The organism is Paenibacillus haidiansis, assembly GCF_036553665.1.
Classification (GTDB): domain Bacteria; phylum Bacillota; class Bacilli; order Paenibacillales; family Paenibacillaceae; genus Fontibacillus; species Fontibacillus haidiansis.
This window is the reverse complement of sequence record NZ_JAZHPZ010000004.1, coordinates 150,295-166,858: the sequence shown is the minus strand read 5'-3', so window position 1 is coordinate 166,858 and position 16,564 is coordinate 150,295. Positions and strand designations below refer to the sequence as shown.

The window sequence follows — 16,564 nt, the reverse complement described above, 5'->3', positions numbered from 1 at the left end:
TCCGTGAAGGATGGAGTGTGAACAACGATGCTAATCAGCAAAGGAAAGAGAAATTTTTTGCAGGTCGTAACCTATATCGTACTCATCGGATTTTCCGTATATTGCGTATTTCCGTTCTTGTGGATGCTCGTTACGGCGATTAAACCGCCAAATGAAATACGCTCGGTCACCCCAAGCTTGTGGACGGATTCGCCGACCTTTATGCACTTCGATAATGTACTCAATAATTCGGCCTTCCTGACGTTTTTCAAAAACAGCTTGTTCGTGGCCGTGACCGTAACCCTGGCGGCGATTTTGATCTCGGTGTTTGCCGGGTATGCGCTCAGCCGCTACCTTCGGTTCAAAGGCATTAAGGTATTCAGTGTGGCGATGCTCTTGTCGCAAATGATTCCGGGGGTCCTTCTTCTGATCCCGCTTTATCTGATCATGAGCAAAATGGGGCTGATCAACACTTACCTGTCCCTGATTCTGGCTTATACGACATTTACCGTGCCTCTGTGCACATTCATGATGAAGAGCTTTTTCGACAGCATTCCTTTCGAGATGGAAGAGGCGGCCGAAATCGACGGCTGCGGCAAGATACGCACGATCTTCCGCATATTGCTGCCGGTCTCGCTGCCGAGCCTGGTGTCCACCTCGCTGTTCGCTTTTCTTAACGCCTGGAATGAGTTCATGTTCGGCTTCGTGTTCATTAACGACGAGGCGCACCGCACGTTGACACCGGGGATCAGCCTGTTCAAAGGGCTGTACCAGACTGATTGGGGCAGCCTGATGGCCTCCTCCGTGCTGAGCGTGCTGCCGGTCGTTGTCCTGTTCATCTTTTTGCAGCGGTATATTGTGGAGGGCATGACAGCCGGTTCGGTCAAAGGATAATGCGAAAGGAGTCATATAAAAATGGCGGAGAAAATTTACATTCAGGAAAACGGGCTTCACCTATGGCTGGAAGTAACGGACGATCGGGACGTAAGGCTGCTGCATTTCGGCGACCGGCCGACCGCTTTGCCCGAGGCTTGGGATGATAAGCGGCGAAGCAAGCACCGGCTCGTGGAGGTTCACGTATCGGGCGAAAACCATGACGACCATCACGGCCCGAAGCATACGGGGACTTTGCCGGGCAAGCGGCTCAAGCTGCAGCGGATCGAGGATGCCCGAAATGAGACGGGACGCAAGCTCGTCATTCATCAGCGCGATGAAGAGGCAACCGGCCTTATCGTGCGCAGTCACATCCAGTTTTTCGACGGGCTGCCGATCGTAAGGGTATGGACCGAGGCGGAAAACGGGGGAACGGAGAGGCTGGGCCTGGAGTATGTGTCCACGTTTGCCTACACCGGGGTGGATAAGCATGGCGTCAGCGGGCGGGACCGGAAAATCCGGCTGCACATTCCGCATAACACCTGGTACGGAGAGGCGCAATGGCAGGCTTCTTCGCTGCCCGAGCTTGGCCTGAACACAGTGAACGAGTTCTCGATGAAGCGGCTCTCTTACGGCAGCGCGGGCACCTGGTCGACTTCGCAGTATGCCCCGATGGCGTTTCTGGAAAATACCGAGACCGGCGAAGGGCTCATCTGGCAGATCGAGCATAACGGCTCATGGCATTTCGAGATCAGCGATATGACGGACGAATTGTACGTCCAATTGAGCGGGCCGACCGAGAATGAACATCACTGGTGGAAACGGCTGGCGCCGGGTGAAACGTTCACCACGGTTCCCGCCGCGGTGGGCGCGGTGTCCGGCGGCATTCAGCGGGGCATCGAGGCTCTGACACAGTATCGGCGCGCCATTCGTAGGCCGAATGAGGATAATGTGAAGCTTCCCGTGATATTTAACGACTATATGAACTGCCTGTTCGGCGATCCGACGACGGAGAAGCTGATTCCGCTCATCGATGCCGCCGCCGAAGCCGGCTGCGAATACTTCTGCGTCGACTGCGGATGGTATTCCGACGGTTATTGGTGGGACGGCGTCGGCGAGTGGCTGCCCTCGGAAGCGAGATTTCCCGGCGGTATCAAAGAGATGCTGGACTATATCCGGAGCAAGGGCATGATCCCCGGTCTATGGCTGGAGCTTGAAGTCATGGGCGTGGCCTGCCCTACGGCTTCCCGGGTGCCGGACGACTGGTTCTTCGTCCGCCACGGCAAGCGGGTAATCGATCATTCCCGTTACCAGCTTGATTACCGCAACCCGGACGTCAGGGCCTATGCGGATCAAGTGATCGACCGGCTTGTCCAGGAGTACGGCGTGGGCTACATCAAGATGGACTACAACATCAATGCTGGGATCGGCACGGAGCTTGGCGCCGACAGCTTCGGCGACGGACTGCTGGGCCACAACCGGGCGTATCTGGCATGGCTTGACGGCGTGTTCGCGCGCTATCCCGAACTGGTCATCGAGAACTGCGGCAGCGGCGGGATGAGGATGGATTACGCCATGCTGAGCCGGCACAGCATCCAGTCGAGCAGCGATCAGACCGATTATTTGAAAAATGCCGCGATCGCCGCGGCGTCGGCTTCGCTCGCAACGCCGGAGCAATGCGCGGTATGGTCCTATCCGCTGCGGGACGGCGACCGGGAAGAGGTTGTGATGAACATGATCAACAGCCTGCTCCTGCGCATCCACCAAAGCGGACACCTGGCCGAGATCAGCCCGGAAAGGCTCGGCTATGTGCAGGAAGGCATCGCCTACTATAAGCATATCCGGCAGCATATCGCCGCAGGCCTGCCGTTTTGGCCGGGCGGACTGCCGCGGCTCGAGGACCCTTGGCTCAGCTTCGGCATCCGCGATGGAGACCGGCTGTTCCTGGCGGTGTGGAGAATGGAAGGGGGCCAGACCGCTTCCTTCCCGCTGCCGGGCGGTGCCGGCCGCGACGCCAAGATCAAGCTGACCTACCCTTCGGACGGCGAAGCCGATTGGCATTGGAACCGGACGGCGGGAACGTTGAGCGTGTCCCTTCCATCGCGCCGGACGGCGAGACTTTTTGAGATAGAATTAAAATAGTAAACAGCTTGCTGAAGCGAGAGAGGCGAGATTCCGTACCGGGAGTCCGCCTCTTTTTTCGCTAAAATTCCATTTCCCGGGCAATTCTTGTCGAATCATAGTATATTAGGTAGTGGAAGGAGGATCGAGTTCTATGATCATAGTTAGCTCCTGCCTGGCAGGAATGAAGGTTCGTTATAACGGCACGGACTGCCCGGATGAAATCGTGAAGCGGCTGATCGATGAAAAGAAAGCTATCCCCGTGTGCCCGGAATTGCTGGGCGGTTTCGGTACGCCGCGGGAACCAGCCGAGATCTTCGGCGGGACCGGCGAGGACGTGCTCGATGGAAGAGCCAGAGTCATGAGCAAATCCGGCGAGGACGTCAGCGGAATGTACGTCAAAGGCGCCTACGAGACTTTGCGGGTCGTCAAGGAGTCCGGTGCCACCGCAATTGTACTGAAAGAATTCAGTCCTTCCTGCGGCAGTTCGCGAATTTACGACGGCAGCTTCGGTAATCGAAAGATTGCCGGAAACGGGGTGACGGCCGCGCTGCTCAAACGGGAGGGTTTTGCCGTCCTGTCCGAGAACGACTCATTGCTTTCTTATTTAGAGGATTAATCAATAATCCGATAAATACATAAAAGAAAATCAAAATGGAGCGTGTTGCTTGTTGCGGTCTTTATTCATCCCATTAATCATTGCACTTGCCCTGCTGCTGTCCTCTTGTTCTATTCTTCAAGACGGTCAAGCATCCGGGGGAATTCAAAACGAAGACCTGGCCGCGATTTCGAGCGGAATTACCGCTTACGGCTGGGAGGAACAGGTCGGTTACGACCGGCTCCGCGCGCTTGTCGGCGGCATTCTTGAAGATTGGCGCGGCCAAGGTATTCAAGTGGAGCAATTTTTTGACGATCCCGATGTGGAAAACGAATTCTGGACGCAAATGGTGCTGATTTATTTCACCGACGAGCAGGGCCAAAACGCCACGCTGCTGGACGCCATGAATTGGCTGCGGGACAATCAATCACTGCTCAAAGAACAATCGCTCGCCGCCGTATCCGAAATCTCAGGGAGTCCGGAAGCTTCCGGCGCTGGAAATACCGGAAACACCGGAAATACCGGAACTGCGGGGGAGAGCGCAACCGAATCGATTCTGAATACCCGACTGGTGGAAGCCGTAAATCTTGGGGATGTCGCCGCGGCCGAGCAACTGCTGTCTCAGGGGGCCGATCCCAATGCCGCGGACGAGTACGGAAGCACATTGCTGGCGCTTGCCGTTTTCCACGGCTATTCCGCTTCGGATATGCCGGATGCGGACTTCACCAAGAAAAGGCGGGATAAGGGCCTTAAGCTTGTGAAGCTTTTGCTGGCGGAAGGAGCCGACCCGAGCAAGGACCCGCAAATACTCGTCTCCGCGGGCATGGATTTGCCGGAGGCATGCATGCCTCTTCTTGAGGCGGGTGCCGATGTCAATGCCCAGGATGAAACGGGGAACACGGCATTGTTCTATCTTCTTCAAGAAGAGCAAATCTTTGCGGAACTGCTGGGGCGCGGTGCGGACCCGGAGATCGCGAACGATGAAGGGAAAACGGTATATGACGTTGTCCGCGAAAACAACGCCACCGGTATAGCCAAATTACTCGGCATGGAGCTTGCGGAACAAACGGTAACGCCGGTGAATCCGTACGTGGAGCAAGTTTTCAACAAGTTACATAACGGAATTAGCCAGAGCGAAGCGCTCAAAACCTTCGGCCCGAATCCTGCCAAAGGTACGGATGACATGGACGGCTCGGAAATTTGGGGATATACGGATAAGGGCAAAGGATTCGAGCCGATCTCCGGCGACTTTGGAACCGTTGACGTGGAAGGCATAAAATCCGGAAGCGTGAAAACGCAGCTGTATATCTATTGGAACGAGATCCAAACGATGTGGTACAGCACCGTCTATGCACTTGGCCCCGATAATGAAGTATATATCTACTATGTTAATCCGGGTGATGAAAAGACGATCGGACAGCCTCATTGACAGCCGGTTTATAGAAGCGGGTTTCCGTAGCGGAAATCCGCTTTTTTCATATAACTAAACATGTTGTCCTCTCCCAGTGGAAAAATCGGCAAAATGTCTTCCAAGAGTGGACAAGTTTCTGCGAAAGAGATACCGCGCCTGCTGTGCCGAAAATTCAATATATTGGTGAGTGTTGTCTTGAACTCAACTAGATATGGATATTTCGCTCATTAGAGCTTATTGGCCTCGTGTCCACCTTTCGGGTGGACATTTTTCGTCAAATTGTCCTCCGTAGAAGAACAAACCCTGTCGGTAAGCTTCATCCCCAAACTTCATCCTCAAGCCCCGTCCTCCAAGTCCTGTCCACAACACTCAGTCATAAACCTCGATCACAGCCTTGTTCCACTCATATAACTCCAAAAAGCCCGGGGCTTCCCCCGGGCTATCTTCCAACACTTGGCTAGCGGTGCTCGATCAGGTCGATGGTGCCGAGTACGATATGGGCCAGGCCGAACCCCAGAGCCCCGGTTGCAGCAAGCTTATACCTGCTTCCAAGCAGTGATGCGGCAGAAGCGGACACTACAGCTCCAAGAACAGTAGGAATCAAACCTTCACGCATGACAAACACTCCTTTGGACTGGTTTGGAAAGACATCGTTATTTTGGTATATGAGGATGCCATTTATACGCCGGCTTAGATTCAATCCTTTGGCAGTAAGGGTAAAAAGAAGTCAAACAGCTAGCCAAGGGGTGAAACGATAATGACACGGAGAAAAACGTCCGAGCAAGTACAGCAACTGGTGTTTGTGGGACCGTCGACCTTATTTTTCGTCTTGATCGTGGCGGTTCCGTTTTTCCTCGGTCTGTACTATGCATTTACGGACTGGAACGGAATATCCAGACAGGCGGATGGTGTCGGGCTGCGCAATTTCGCCCATATCTTCACCAAAGATCCTGCCTTTCTCAATTCGTTCTGGTTTACGGCCAAATTTATGGTGCTGGGCGTGGTGCTTACGAATCTCGCGGGCTTTGCGCTGGCTTATTTTTTAACGAAGCGGCTTTACACAAGAAATGTGATGCGGACGGTGTTTTTTATGCCCCACGTCATCGGGGGGCTGCTGCTCGGCTTCATCTGGCAGTTTATTTTTGTCCGCGGCTTCTCCTCCATCGGCGAGGCGACAGGGCTGGCGTTCTTTAAATTGCCTTGGCTCGGAACGGAGGCCACCTCCTTCTGGGCGATCGTCATCGTCTTCGTCTGGCAAAACGCCGGATACCTGATGGTCATTTATATTTCCGCGATCAATAACGTGCCGAAAAACCTGATCGAAGCGGCCAAGGTCGACGGGGCGGGGCGGAAGCAGGTGCTCAGGCATGTCATTGTTCCACTGGTTATGCCGGCGGTGACGGTTTGCCTGTTTCTGGCGATTTCTTGGTCGTTCAAGCTGTTCGATCTCAACTTGTCCCTGACCAAAGGGGGACCGTTCAAATCGACCGAATCGGTGGCGCTGAACATTTATAATGAAGCGTTCAATATCAGCCGGTTTGGAATGGGCTCGGCGAAAGCGATCATTTTCTTCATCGTCGTTGCGCTCATCTCGATTCTTCAGGTCAGGGCGACTAAGCGCAGGGAGGTTGAACTGTAATGGAGACGGCAAAACGATATCGCGGCGGCCTGATCCTGATCGAGGCGGTATTGATCCTCGGCGGGCTTGTCTTTTTAATTCCTTTTTATTTCCTGATCGTCAATTCGCTGAAAAGCTTCGGCGAAATTCTGACCGATGCGGCCAGTTGGCCGGGCGTGTTCCATTGGGGCAATTATGCGGAAGCCTGGAATAAAACCGCATTCCCGAAGGCGTTCGGCAACTCGCTGCTCGTCACGGTGGCCAGCAATTTGCTGCTTGTGCTGATGTGCTCGATGGCCGCTTACCGGATGGCCCGGAGGCCGACGCGGTATAACCGCTTCCTGTATGCGGCGTTCGTCGCGGCGATGGTCATTCCGTTCCAGGCGATCATGATCCCGCTGGTCAAAGTGTCCAGCCTGCTGGGTATCATGAACTCGATCTGGGGGCTGATCATTTGCTATTTGGGCTTTGGCGCCCCTATGACGGTGTTCCTGCTGCACGGGTTCGTCAAATCGGTTCCGGTCGATGTCGAGGAGGCGGGGAGGGTCGACGGCTGTTCGCCTTACGGCGTTTTCTTCCGGATCATTTTACCGCTGATGCAGCCGATCGCCGTCACGGTCATCATTTTAAACACGCTGTGGATCTGGAATGATTACCTGATGCCGTCGCTTATTTTGCAGAAGCCGGAATTATACACGATCCCGATCGAGACGTTCGCTTTCTTCGGACAGTATACGAAGCAGTGGGATTTGGCGCTGCCTGCCCTGGTGCTGGGCATTACGCCGGTCGTGATCTTTTTCCTGGTCATGCAGAAATACATTATCGCCGGTATCGCCCAAGGCTCGGTGAAGGGATGAGCGAACCCGTCGGCGAACCGGCCGGGATAAGCTTAAGACATAAGTTGAAAGGGGCAAAGGAGGGTGAACGGAAGATGAGACTGGGCAAACAGGCGCTGCTCCTGCTGACGATACTGGCGATGGCTTTGCTGATGGCAGGCTGCGGTAAAAACGGGCCGGAGATGGACGGCGGGCGCAAGGTGCTGCACATATTTCAGTTCAAGGTGGAAATCGCTGAAGCGCTGGAAGGCTTGAAGGCGGAGTATGAAAAAGAACATCCGGACATTAAGCTGGATATCCAGACGGTCGGCGGCGGGAGCGATTACGGCGCTTCGCTGAGATCGAAATTCGCCTCCGGGGAAGAGCCCGATATTTTTAATATCGGCGGCTACACGGAGATGGAGATGTGGCAGGAATATCTGGAGGACTTGTCGGACCAGCCTTGGGTCAAGGACGTCAAGGAAATCGCCAAAGAGCCGATGACGAAGAACGGCAAGCTCTACGGACAGCCGATGAACCTGGAAGGGTACGGCTTTATATATAACAAGGACTTGTTCGCCAAAGCCGGAATCACGGAGAAGCCGGTGACGCTCAGCGGGCTGCGGGAAGCGGCGGAGAAGCTGAAGGCGGCGGGCATCACGCCGTTCTCCGACGGCTACCAGGAATGGTTTGTGCTCGGCAACCATAATGTGAATGTGGCCTTCGCCAATCAGCCGGATCCGGCGGAATTCATTCAGGGGTTAAGCGACGGCAAGTACAAATTTGCGGAAGACCCGGTATTTGAGCAGTGGACGGAGCTGCTCGACCTTACGCTGGAGTACGGGAATGCCAATCCGCTGACTACGGACTATAACACCCAGGTCACCATGTTCGCAAACGGGGAAGCCGCGATGCTTCAACAGGGCAACTGGACCCAGGTGCAGCTTGACGGAATCAACCCGGATTTGAATCTCGGCATCCTGCCGATGCCGATCGACGACACCGCGGAGGACAACGACAGGCTGTTCGTCGGCGTGCCGAACAATTGGGTCATTTACAAAGACTCGCCGGTCAAAGAAGAGGCCAAAGAGTTTCTAAACTGGCTTGTGACTTCCGAAACGGGCAAAAAATACATCACCAAGGAGTTCAAATTTATCCCTGCGTTCGACAGTATCGAGGGGACGGAAGAAGATCTCGGCGCGCTTGGGATGGAAGTGTTGAACTATACGGACGCCGGCAAGGCGCTGACCTGGAACTGGTTCCGCCTCCCGAACGGTATGCCGCAGGAGATCTCCAGCAGCATGCAGGCGTATATCGGCGGGAAGATCGGCAAGACGGAAATGCTGGAGCAGTTCCAAATGAATTGGGACAACCTTAGCGTAGATTAAGGCCGTTTGAAATTCAGGCCCTAAAATGGACGCAAGCGTCAAACGGATGCTTTGATCCGCGCGACGCTTGCTTTTTTTGCATATTGTATTGTTACCCGCGCCTTCATGTACACGCTGAAGGTTGTGGAGGAGTTCCCGCTTAGACTACAACCGTAACTTAAGACGGTTTCCAAAACAACAAAAGCCCTACCTCTCATTTGTCCTTGCGGCTCCGATGACCGCGCCAGTGTGAATCGGAAATACTCGGCAATTCTTACTCTTAGGGTCAATCAAATAAGGAATTTCATACCGAATCGGTATACAGGAGAGTTATAATCTTTTGAGGAACTGCTATAGGGGTTTAACAATCTATTTGAAATACTACTGTAATTTTCATGAAAAGTCAAATGAAAGACCCCTCGGCGGGGAGCGGAGGGGCTGGTGATCGGGAGTTTAAACGGGATATAGAGGATAAACCGGATAAGATTCAATTGGCAAAAGTGTACTCGTCGTTCGTTTTATTCAGCATTTCTTTGAATCCCGGCGAGGCGTACAACTTCTTGTCCTTGGTAATGAACAACACTTCCGTATTCGGAGTGCTTTCGGCGAATTTCAAGCCTTCTTCAATGCCCATGATCAACAAGGAGGTATCCATCGTGTCCGCATCGGTGGAGCTATCCGTAATGATGGTTACGCTGCTGATATTGTTGTCGACCGGGTATCCGGTCCGGGGGTCGAGGATGTGCTGGTACATCTTCCCGTCCTCGATAAAGAAGCGTTCGTAAATTCCGGCGGTTACGACCGTTTTGTCGACGACCTTAACCGAGCCGATCGGGTTACCCCGCTCCTGATCCGGGTCCTGGATGCCGACATTCCAAGGCAGATCGCCCGGCTTGCTGCCCATGACGAGAATATTGCCGCCAAGGTCGATAATGGCGCTATGGAAATCCTGCTCCGCCAAATAATCGTAAATCTTGTCGGCCGCATAGCCTTTACCGTAAGAACCCAGTTCGATTTCCATGCCTTTGGTCTGCAAATAAATCTCATGCTTCTCCGGGTTCAGCTCGATTTTGCGGTAATCCGTCAACTGCTGCGCCGCGGCGATATCGCCTGCGGGAGGGACATGGGCTCCTTCATGGCCGATGTTCCACAGGCTGACGAGCGGTCCGATCGACGGATCGAGCAGGCCGTTCGTCTTCTTGGCGTATTCCACCGCCAGCGTGACCAGCTCGAACGTGTCCGGGGACACCTCGACAGGAGCAATGCCGGCCTGCGCGTTGACTTTGGAGATCTCGCTGTCCGGGTTGTTGCGGCTGATTTTATAGTCTATCTCTTTCATGAGAGCTTCAAGCTCTTCCATATTTTTGGATGTGGCCCGCTCATCGTAGATTTTAATATTTACGACGGTATCAAATATAAAAAATGTCTGGGACAAAGGTTCAATGGTCTTATTTTGCTCAGCCTGCGCGTTCGTGCCGGCCGTATCGGCCGAGCCGGTGCCGGAGCAGCCGCCAAGCAGCGCCGCAAGCAGGGAGAAGGTCGCCAGCAGAATGACGGGCTTGTTTATTTTCATAGTTAGGCCTCTTTTCTACATGTCATTTTCGCCTTGATTCTAGCAGAAATTGGCCGGCACTAAAAGTACTTTTATTCACAAAGTAATTATTATTCCCTGAAATCGCTTCTTAAATGAGGATTTTGTGAAATAGTTCACAGTTTGAGACATTTATCACATAGGAGTGACGAATGTTACAGGTATAATGAAGTCGTCTAAGATTTACATAATTAAAAAATAAGGGAGTTTGCTATGAAACGCGGAGACATCCTGCTGATCGGACTCATTATCGTCATCGCCGCCGTTTTTTTGGTCCCGAGATGGCTTGACGGCAGTTCAAGTGAAAAATATCACAACGAAACGCGCGTCGCCAAAATCACGGTTGACGGGGAGTTGTTCCGGACCGTGGAATTGACCGGAGAAGAGCAGACGATAGAAATCAAAACGGAATACGGATACAACCTTTTGAAAGTTCATGATTATGGGATTGAAATGATCGATGCGGATTGCCCCGATAAAGTGTGCCTTACTTTCGGGTTTATTGAACGGAACGGAGGAACCATCGTTTGTTTGCCACACAAGCTGTTGGTAGAAATCGAAGGTCCATCCGGGGAAGGAGATGAGATCGATGCCGTCGTTAAATGAAGGAGCCAATCTAGCGTTAAAAAGAACGGTTATCGTTGCGATATTCGCCGCGGTTGCGGTCGTGCTTAGTCTGGTGGAATCCCTGATTCCCGTCAATATGAGCGTACCTGGCGCCAAATTGGGGCTGGCCAACATTATGGTGCTGACCTGCCTGTATTTTTTGCGGGCCAGAGACGCTTTTGTCATGGTGCTGCTGAAGACGTTGCTTACGGCATTTATTTTCGGTACATTTTCCAGTTTCCTGTTCAGCATTATGGGAGCGTTGTTCAGCTTCGCGGCCATGTGGTTCCTGCTGCTGATCGGGCGCAAGCGGCTCAGCGCCATCGGCATCAGCATTGTCGGCGGGATCGCGCATAATGTCGGGCAGCTTACGGCGGCCTGTATTTACTTCAACACCACCAATATTTTCTACTATTTGCCGATGCTGCTCATCATGGGCGTGCTGACCGGGATTGCCGTCGGCATCGCCGTTAAATATCTGGTTCCTTCGCTTTCCAAGCTGTCGCTGTTCGAAGGATTCCTGACCGAAACGGCTTAGATCGCGGCGAACCAGGCTTTGCAGCCGTAGGGAAAGGGGACGATGATCATGGAAGAAGCCGGGCTCGCTTTCGAATTGCAGCACGTGTCTTTTGCTTACGGGCCGGAGCGGCCGGTACTCAGCGATGTGACATGCGGCATCCCGCGGGGAAGCTGGGTGTCGCTGGTGGGACCCAACGGCTGCGGGAAATCGACACTCGCCAAATTGCTAGGCGGCCTGCTTGCCGTAAACGGCGGCACCATTTTAGTGGAAGGAATTCCGCTGAACCAAGAGACCGTGGGGCGGATTCGGCCCCGAATCGGCATGGTGTTCCAGAACCCGGACAACCAATTTATCGGCGCCACCGTGGAGGAGGATATCGCCTTCGGTCTGGAGGGGCGTTGTTTGCCGCGGGAAGAAATGACGGAGCGGGTACAACGGTACGCGGGCAAATTGGAAATCGGCCACTTGCTCTCCAAGCACCCCTCCGAATTGTCGGGCGGCCAGAAGCAGCGGGTGGCGGTGGCGGCCATTTTGGCGATGGAGCCCGGCATCGTCATCTTTGACGAAGCTTCCTCCATGCTTGACGAAAAGGCGCGCGGGGAACTGCTTGAGATTGTACGCGATATGAAGCGGAGTGGGGAGTATACGATCATCTCCATTACGCACGATGCGGAGGAGATCATGGCTTCCGACCGCGCGATCGTGCTGCGGGACGGGGAAGTGGCGGCCGATCTGACGCCGAGGGAGCTGTTCGAAGACGAGGAATTGCTCCGCTCCTGCCGGGTGATCGCTCCTTACCGGATCCGTCTGGAGCGGGAGCTTAGGCGGCAGGGTATTCATTTGCCCCCGGATCTTTCCGAGGAGGAGGTGGCAGATACGCTATGGCAATTAGCTACGAGCAAGTAAGCTTCGCCTACGACGACCGGAGCCTCTGGCGGCACAGCGCGCTGGAGGGGATCGATTTGCGGCTCGCCACGGGGACATTCGCCGCCGTTGCGGGCGGAACCGGCTCCGGCAAATCGACGCTGCTCCAGCATTTGAACGGCATCCTGAAGCCGACCGGGGGCAAGGTCCGCGTGCTCGACTTTACGATGGAAGCCGGGGCGAAGGGGCCGCCGCTGCGCGAGCTGCGGCGGCGCGTCGGGCTGGTGTTCCAGTTCCCCGAGCAGCAGTTGTTCGAGGACACGGTCGAGAAGGATCTATGCTTCGGCCCGCTGAACTTCGGGATGAGTCCGGCGGAAGCGAAGGAGCGGGCTAGCAAGGCGCTGGCGATGGTCGGGCTGGACGATTCGTTCCTGCCGCGGAATCCGTTCCATTTGAGCGGCGGCCAGATGCGCAAAGTGGCGATCGCGTCCGCGCTGGCGATGGATCCGGAGGTGATCGCGCTCGATGAGCCGACCGCGACGCTGGATCCGGAGAGCCGGGCGGAGCTGGCCGGACTATTGTCCCGGATGCAGCGGGAGCAGGGTAAGACGGTCGTCGTCATTACCCACCGGATGGAAGAGATGCTCCCTTATGTCGACACATGGGTCGTCATGAAGGAGGGCGCGAAGGCGTTCCAGGGAACGGCCGCCGATTTGGTTCGCGAGGCGGGCAGGCTGGAGCGGGAATGCGGACTGGCGATTCCGGCCTGCATCTCGGTCTGGAACAGGGTGGCCGCGAGGTTCGGCCTGGAGGGCGAAGAGCCTTGCCTGACGCCGGATTCGTTGGCCGCCCGCGTGGCGCGGCTGCTTGCCGGGAATAGGCAAGAGGAAGGCATGAAGCGGGAAGGGGCTGAGAGCGATGCGGAACAAGCTGCTGTTCGGGCGCTGCATTGATACCGGCTCCTGGGTGCACGGGCTAGATCCGCGGGCCAAGCTGACCGGCATGGTGCTTTACCTGGCCGCGATCGTCATTACCCGATCCTGGGCGGCGTTGGGCGTGGCGCTGGTCTTCTCGCTGGCGTACATGGCCGCCACCCGGATTCCCATCAAGTATTACGCCAAAGCCGCCAAGCCGCTCTGGGTGCTGATGGTCTTTATTTTCGTCATCCAATGCCTGACGGTGAAGCAAGGGGATGCCTTATGGAGCGTAGGCTCTTGGACACTGTATTCGGCCGGCCTCGGCAGCGGGCTGATCGCCGCATCGCGCATGGCTTTGCTCGTGTCCTTTACGGCGATCCTGACCTTCACGACGACGCCGGGGCTCTTGAACCAGGGGCTTGCCGGCGTGCTGGCGCCGCTGCAAAAGGTCGGCATTTCCGCCCAGCGCCTTACGCTCATGATGAGCATTGCGCTGCGGTTCATTCCGACGATTTTGGATGAAACCCAGAAAATTTTGAAGGCTCAGGCCGCACGCGGGGCGGACCTCCGGGAGATGCCCTGGAAGGAAAAAGGCAGAATGCTCGTCTCGCTGCTCGTTCCGGTCACCGTCAGCGCCTTCCGCCGCGCGGAAGAGCTGGTGCTGTCGATGGAATCCCGCGGCTATATGATCGGAGCGCCGCGCTCGGAATACCACCTGCTGCGCTGGCGCTCCAAGGATACCTGGTTCGTGTTGTCTTATGTCGTACTGGTCGCTGTCGTACTTTTATTGAGTTGGTTGTAGATGCGAGACTAGACCGCTGAAAGAGCGGATATACGGAGGAGGGAAACGCCTGTGGCACGGTATTTTAACGGAAGAGAAGTGGAGCTGCTTGCACCGGCGGGAACGTTTGAAATTTTCAAGGAGGTTATCGCGGCGAATTGCGATGCCGTCTATTTTGGCGGGCCGAGCCTGAACATGCGGCTGATGCGGAAAGGCTACAATTTTACGCTGGAAGAATTGACGGAGGCGGTACAAATCGCTCATTCCCTAGGCAAGAAAGCCTACGTCACGGTGAACAATCTGCTGAATGAAGGGGAGATCGATGAAGCGGCGGCATATCTGCAATTTCTTGAGGAAGCCGGACCGGACGCGATTATCGTCCAGGACTTTGCCGTGCTCGCCTTGATCAAGCAGCTCGGGTTGTCGGTTCCCGTGCATGCCTCGGTTATGATGAATGTGCACAATGTGGAAATGGTGAAGGCGCTCCAGGAGCTTGGGGTGACCCGCGTCGTGACGTCCCGGGAGATGGACCTGCAGACGACGCGTTATTTGCAGGCGGTAACGGGCATGGAGCTGGAATATTTTGTGCACGGGGATATGTGTTCGGTTCACGGGGCCAACTGTTATTTCAGCTCCATGGTGTTCGGTATGAGCAGTAACCGGGGCAAATGCCTTAAGCCGTGCCGTTGGGATTATCGCGTCAAAAAGGACGGCAACATTTACCCGTCCGAATATCCTCTCGCGGTCAAAGACATGTTCATGTACGAGCATATTCCGGAGCTGATTCACGGTGGAATCACCTCCTTTAAAATCGAAGGGCGCATGCGCGACAAAGAGTTCGTCGTCATGCTGGCGAACGCCTACGGAGACGCCATCGACCGCTACATCGCCGACCCGGCGGGCTTTGAACGCAGCAAGGATACGAAGCTGCTGTATGAGAACCGGAAGCGGGATTTCTCGACCGCTTATGCTTTTGGCCGTCCGGGGCTGTCGAACATCAATAAGCGTTACGAGGGAACAGGCAAATTTTACAGCACGGGCAAAGTGTTCAGTACGCCGACGGCGGAACGGGAGCTCGGCGAGAAGCGGCTTGAAGAGATCCGGGAAACCTGGGCGGCCGCCGCTGTGGATGACACCGGAAAAGCAATTCATGGGCAAAATCGTCCGCAATCCGCAGCGCAGGTTTCGGTACATGTGAACAATATGGCCCAGGCGAAGGCCGCGCTGGAGGCCGGAGCCGATCACATCTATTTGTCCGGCGATGTATTTGAACCGGACCGCCCGTTCACCAAGGCGGAGATTCGGGAACTGGCGGCGATCAAGGGCGCTGCGAAGCTGTATTTGTGTCTGCCGCGGATGATGACGGAGCTGCATTTTGACATCTACGACGGGCTGTTGTCCGGAGAACGGCTGCCGATCGACGGGGTCATGGTTACCAATCTGGGGGCCGTGCGGAGATTCGCCTCCAAAGGATATCGGCTGGTCGGCGATTTCAATCTGAATGTTTACAACCGGCTGTCCGCCGGTTTCTACGCCGGGCTTGGGCTAGAGCGGCTGACGGCGTCGATGGAGCTGCCGCTGCTCGACTTTACCGCATTATTGGCCAGCTCACCTGTGCCGCTGGAAGCGATTGTTCACGGCTCTCCGGCAATCATGTACATGGAGCACGACCTATACGAAAACGCGGAGGTCTTTGAGCCGGTCGGCGAGGAAGACAATAAATTCGTAGACAACAGCATTCTGGTGCTGATGACGGATAAAGGCGAAAACCCGGTTTACCGCGATGTAAACGGGCGAAACCATTTAATGCTGGCGAAGGAGCTCTGTCTGCTGCCGCTCGTGAAGGAGCTGAAGGAAGCCGGCTTGTCCGTCTTCCGGATCGAGGGCGCGACTTACCGGCCGGAGCGGCTGGCGGAGATCGTCGCCGCCTACAAGGCCGCACTGGCCGCGCCGGAAGCGGCGGCCGAGCTGTTCGCGGCCCTGGCGCCGGTGTACGCCGGCTATACGCTGGGCGCGCTGCAGTTCGACGGCGGCGCCGCCAGCGGCAGCGCCGGCGGGCCTGGCGCGGCGGGAGCCGGCGAGGCCCAGGCGGAGGCGGCTGCGGCGAAAGAGCCGGCCGATGAGCCGGTCACGAGCCGGTGAGGAACCGGCCGGGCCAGCCGCTGCCGCAGGCCATAGCGCCGAAGGGGCAGCGGCCGTAGCGGTGGCCGAGGCCCCGGAGTCGAGGCCGGTGCCGGAGCCTCACAGGCAGCCGCCGGGGTGGAGAAGCCTGCGGCGGAGGCATCTGCCGCTTCGCCGGACGAACCGGTGGCAAGCCGTTAAGAGAACGGCCGGTGTGAAGCTAGCGATCGGAGAAATAACGGGAAAACCTCCCGTTATTTCTCCATTAAACCAGCATTTCAGCCAAATAACTGGAAAACATGCAGCTAATTTCAACGTTTCACCATTTATGTACCGGATTTCGCAGGATTAGCTGTAGGAAATCCAGTTAAATTCATAATCC

Annotated in this window: 16 protein-coding genes; 14 read left to right on the top strand and 2 right to left on the bottom strand. The window is 55.6% G+C overall.

The window, feature by feature from the left end; translation table 11 throughout:
• Positions 1-27 precede the first annotated feature (27 nt).
• The 4 genes from V3851_RS10415 (at position 28) to V3851_RS10400 (ending at position 5,000) form a co-directional block, all read left to right on the top strand.
• Positions 28-873: a carbohydrate ABC transporter permease gene (locus V3851_RS10415; RefSeq protein ID WP_331846472.1), complete on the top strand. Its 846-nt coding sequence runs from the start codon at positions 28-30 to the stop codon at positions 871-873.
• A 21-nt stretch (positions 874-894) separates the two neighbouring features.
• The gene (locus V3851_RS10410; RefSeq protein ID WP_331846471.1) at positions 895-2,994 is read left to right on the top strand and encodes a glycoside hydrolase family 36 protein; all 2,100 of its coding nucleotides are present in this window, start codon (positions 895-897) and stop codon (positions 2,992-2,994) included.
• A 133-nt stretch (positions 2,995-3,127) separates the two neighbouring features.
• Positions 3,128-3,592 (top strand): 2-thiouracil desulfurase family protein, encoded by a 465-nt coding sequence (locus V3851_RS10405; protein WP_331846470.1) that lies wholly within the window; start codon positions 3,128-3,130, stop codon positions 3,590-3,592.
• A gap of 49 nt (positions 3,593-3,641) precedes the next feature.
• Positions 3,642-5,000: an ankyrin repeat domain-containing protein gene (locus V3851_RS10400; protein WP_331846469.1), complete on the top strand. Its 1,359-nt coding sequence runs from the start codon at positions 3,642-3,644 to the stop codon at positions 4,998-5,000.
• A gap of 439 nt (positions 5,001-5,439) precedes the next feature.
• On the opposite strand, the gene V3851_RS10395 is transcribed toward V3851_RS10400, so the two are convergent.
• On the bottom strand, positions 5,440-5,598 hold the full coding sequence (locus V3851_RS10395) for an asparagine synthase (RefSeq protein ID WP_331846468.1): 159 nt from the start codon (positions 5,596-5,598) through the stop codon (positions 5,440-5,442).
• A 141-nt stretch (positions 5,599-5,739) separates the two neighbouring features.
• On the opposite strand from V3851_RS10395, the gene V3851_RS10390 reads away from it, so the two are divergent.
• From V3851_RS10390 to V3851_RS10380, 3 genes are all read left to right on the top strand, one after another.
• Complete coding sequence (locus V3851_RS10390) at positions 5,740-6,621, top strand: carbohydrate ABC transporter permease (protein ID WP_331846467.1); 882 nt, start codon at positions 5,740-5,742, stop codon at positions 6,619-6,621.
• Positions 6,621-7,457, top strand: a complete 837-nt coding sequence (locus V3851_RS10385; RefSeq protein WP_331846466.1) for a carbohydrate ABC transporter permease — start codon at positions 6,621-6,623, stop codon at positions 7,455-7,457. Before V3851_RS10390 ends, V3851_RS10385 begins: the two co-directional genes overlap by 1 nt.
• Before the next feature lie 74 nt (positions 7,458-7,531).
• Positions 7,532-8,803, top strand: coding sequence for an ABC transporter substrate-binding protein (locus V3851_RS10380; protein ID WP_331846465.1), 1,272 nt, complete (start codon positions 7,532-7,534; stop codon positions 8,801-8,803).
• 466 nt (positions 8,804-9,269) lie between these two features.
• Here the strand turns inward: V3851_RS10380 and V3851_RS10375 are convergent, their stop codons facing one another.
• On the bottom strand, positions 9,270-10,355 hold the full coding sequence (locus V3851_RS10375; RefSeq protein WP_331846464.1) for an FAD:protein FMN transferase: 1,086 nt from the start codon (positions 10,353-10,355) through the stop codon (positions 9,270-9,272).
• A gap of 231 nt (positions 10,356-10,586) precedes the next feature.
• Here V3851_RS10375 and V3851_RS10370 point away from each other — a divergent pair, with 231 nt between their 5' ends.
• The 7 genes from V3851_RS10370 to V3851_RS10340 are packed head-to-tail and all read left to right on the top strand — an operon-like array spanning position 10,587 to position 16,534.
• Complete coding sequence (locus tag V3851_RS10370; protein ID WP_331846463.1) at positions 10,587-10,979, top strand: NusG domain II-containing protein; 393 nt, start codon at positions 10,587-10,589, stop codon at positions 10,977-10,979.
• Positions 10,963-11,517: a Gx transporter family protein gene (locus tag V3851_RS10365; protein ID WP_331846462.1), complete on the top strand. Its 555-nt coding sequence runs from the start codon at positions 10,963-10,965 to the stop codon at positions 11,515-11,517. The genes V3851_RS10370 and V3851_RS10365 overlap by 17 nt, the downstream gene beginning before the upstream one ends.
• Positions 11,518-11,565: 48 nt before the next feature.
• Positions 11,566-12,405 carry an energy-coupling factor transporter ATPase gene (locus tag V3851_RS10360; RefSeq protein ID WP_331846461.1) on the top strand — a complete coding sequence of 280 codons (840 nt, stop codon included), beginning with the start codon at positions 11,566-11,568 and terminating at the stop codon, positions 12,403-12,405.
• Positions 12,381-13,316, top strand: coding sequence for an ATP-binding cassette domain-containing protein (locus V3851_RS10355; protein ID WP_331846460.1), 936 nt, complete (start codon positions 12,381-12,383; stop codon positions 13,314-13,316). Before V3851_RS10360 ends, V3851_RS10355 begins: the two co-directional genes overlap by 25 nt.
• Entirely contained in the window at positions 13,282-14,082 is an 801-nt protein-coding gene (locus V3851_RS10350) for an energy-coupling factor transporter transmembrane component T family protein (RefSeq protein WP_331846459.1), read from the top strand. The genes V3851_RS10355 and V3851_RS10350 overlap by 35 nt, the downstream gene beginning before the upstream one ends.
• 51 nt (positions 14,083-14,133) lie before the next feature.
• On the top strand, positions 14,134-16,203 hold the full coding sequence (locus tag V3851_RS10345) for a peptidase U32 family protein (protein ID WP_331846458.1): 2,070 nt from the start codon (positions 14,134-14,136) through the stop codon (positions 16,201-16,203).
• Positions 16,181-16,534 carry a hypothetical protein gene (locus tag V3851_RS10340; RefSeq protein WP_331846457.1) on the top strand — a complete coding sequence of 118 codons (354 nt, stop codon included), beginning with the start codon at positions 16,181-16,183 and terminating at the stop codon, positions 16,532-16,534. Before V3851_RS10345 ends, V3851_RS10340 begins: the two co-directional genes overlap by 23 nt.
• The last annotated feature ends 30 nt before the right edge of the window (positions 16,535-16,564 follow it).

Bases quoted from the DNA above. Each gene is read 5' to 3' on its own strand.
- V3851_RS10385 (WP_331846466.1), top strand. From the start codon at position 6,621: ATGGAGACGGCAAAACGATATCGCGGCGGCCTGATCCTGATCGAGGCG.
- V3851_RS10380 (WP_331846465.1), top strand. From the start codon at position 7,532: ATGAGACTGGGCAAACAGGCGCTGCTCCTGCTGACGATACTGGCGATG.
- V3851_RS10410 (WP_331846471.1), top strand. From the start codon at position 895: ATGGCGGAGAAAATTTACATTCAGGAAAACGGGCTTCACCTATGGCTG.
- V3851_RS10355 (WP_331846460.1), top strand. From the start codon at position 12,381: ATGGCAATTAGCTACGAGCAAGTAAGCTTCGCCTACGACGACCGGAGC.
- V3851_RS10360 (WP_331846461.1), top strand. From the start codon at position 11,566: ATGGAAGAAGCCGGGCTCGCTTTCGAATTGCAGCACGTGTCTTTTGCT.
- V3851_RS10405 (WP_331846470.1), top strand. From the start codon at position 3,128: ATGATCATAGTTAGCTCCTGCCTGGCAGGAATGAAGGTTCGTTATAAC.
- V3851_RS10375 (WP_331846464.1), bottom strand. From the start codon at position 10,355: ATGAAAATAAACAAGCCCGTCATTCTGCTGGCGACCTTCTCCCTGCTT.
- V3851_RS10395 (WP_331846468.1), bottom strand. From the start codon at position 5,598: ATGCGTGAAGGTTTGATTCCTACTGTTCTTGGAGCTGTAGTGTCCGCT.
- V3851_RS10370 (WP_331846463.1), top strand. From the start codon at position 10,587: ATGAAACGCGGAGACATCCTGCTGATCGGACTCATTATCGTCATCGCC.
- V3851_RS10340 (WP_331846457.1), top strand. From the start codon at position 16,181: ATGAGCCGGTCACGAGCCGGTGAGGAACCGGCCGGGCCAGCCGCTGCC.
- V3851_RS10350 (WP_331846459.1), top strand. From the start codon at position 13,282: ATGCGGAACAAGCTGCTGTTCGGGCGCTGCATTGATACCGGCTCCTGG.
- V3851_RS10365 (WP_331846462.1), top strand. From the start codon at position 10,963: ATGCCGTCGTTAAATGAAGGAGCCAATCTAGCGTTAAAAAGAACGGTT.
- V3851_RS10390 (WP_331846467.1), top strand. From the start codon at position 5,740: ATGACACGGAGAAAAACGTCCGAGCAAGTACAGCAACTGGTGTTTGTG.
- V3851_RS10415 (WP_331846472.1), top strand. From the start codon at position 28: ATGCTAATCAGCAAAGGAAAGAGAAATTTTTTGCAGGTCGTAACCTAT.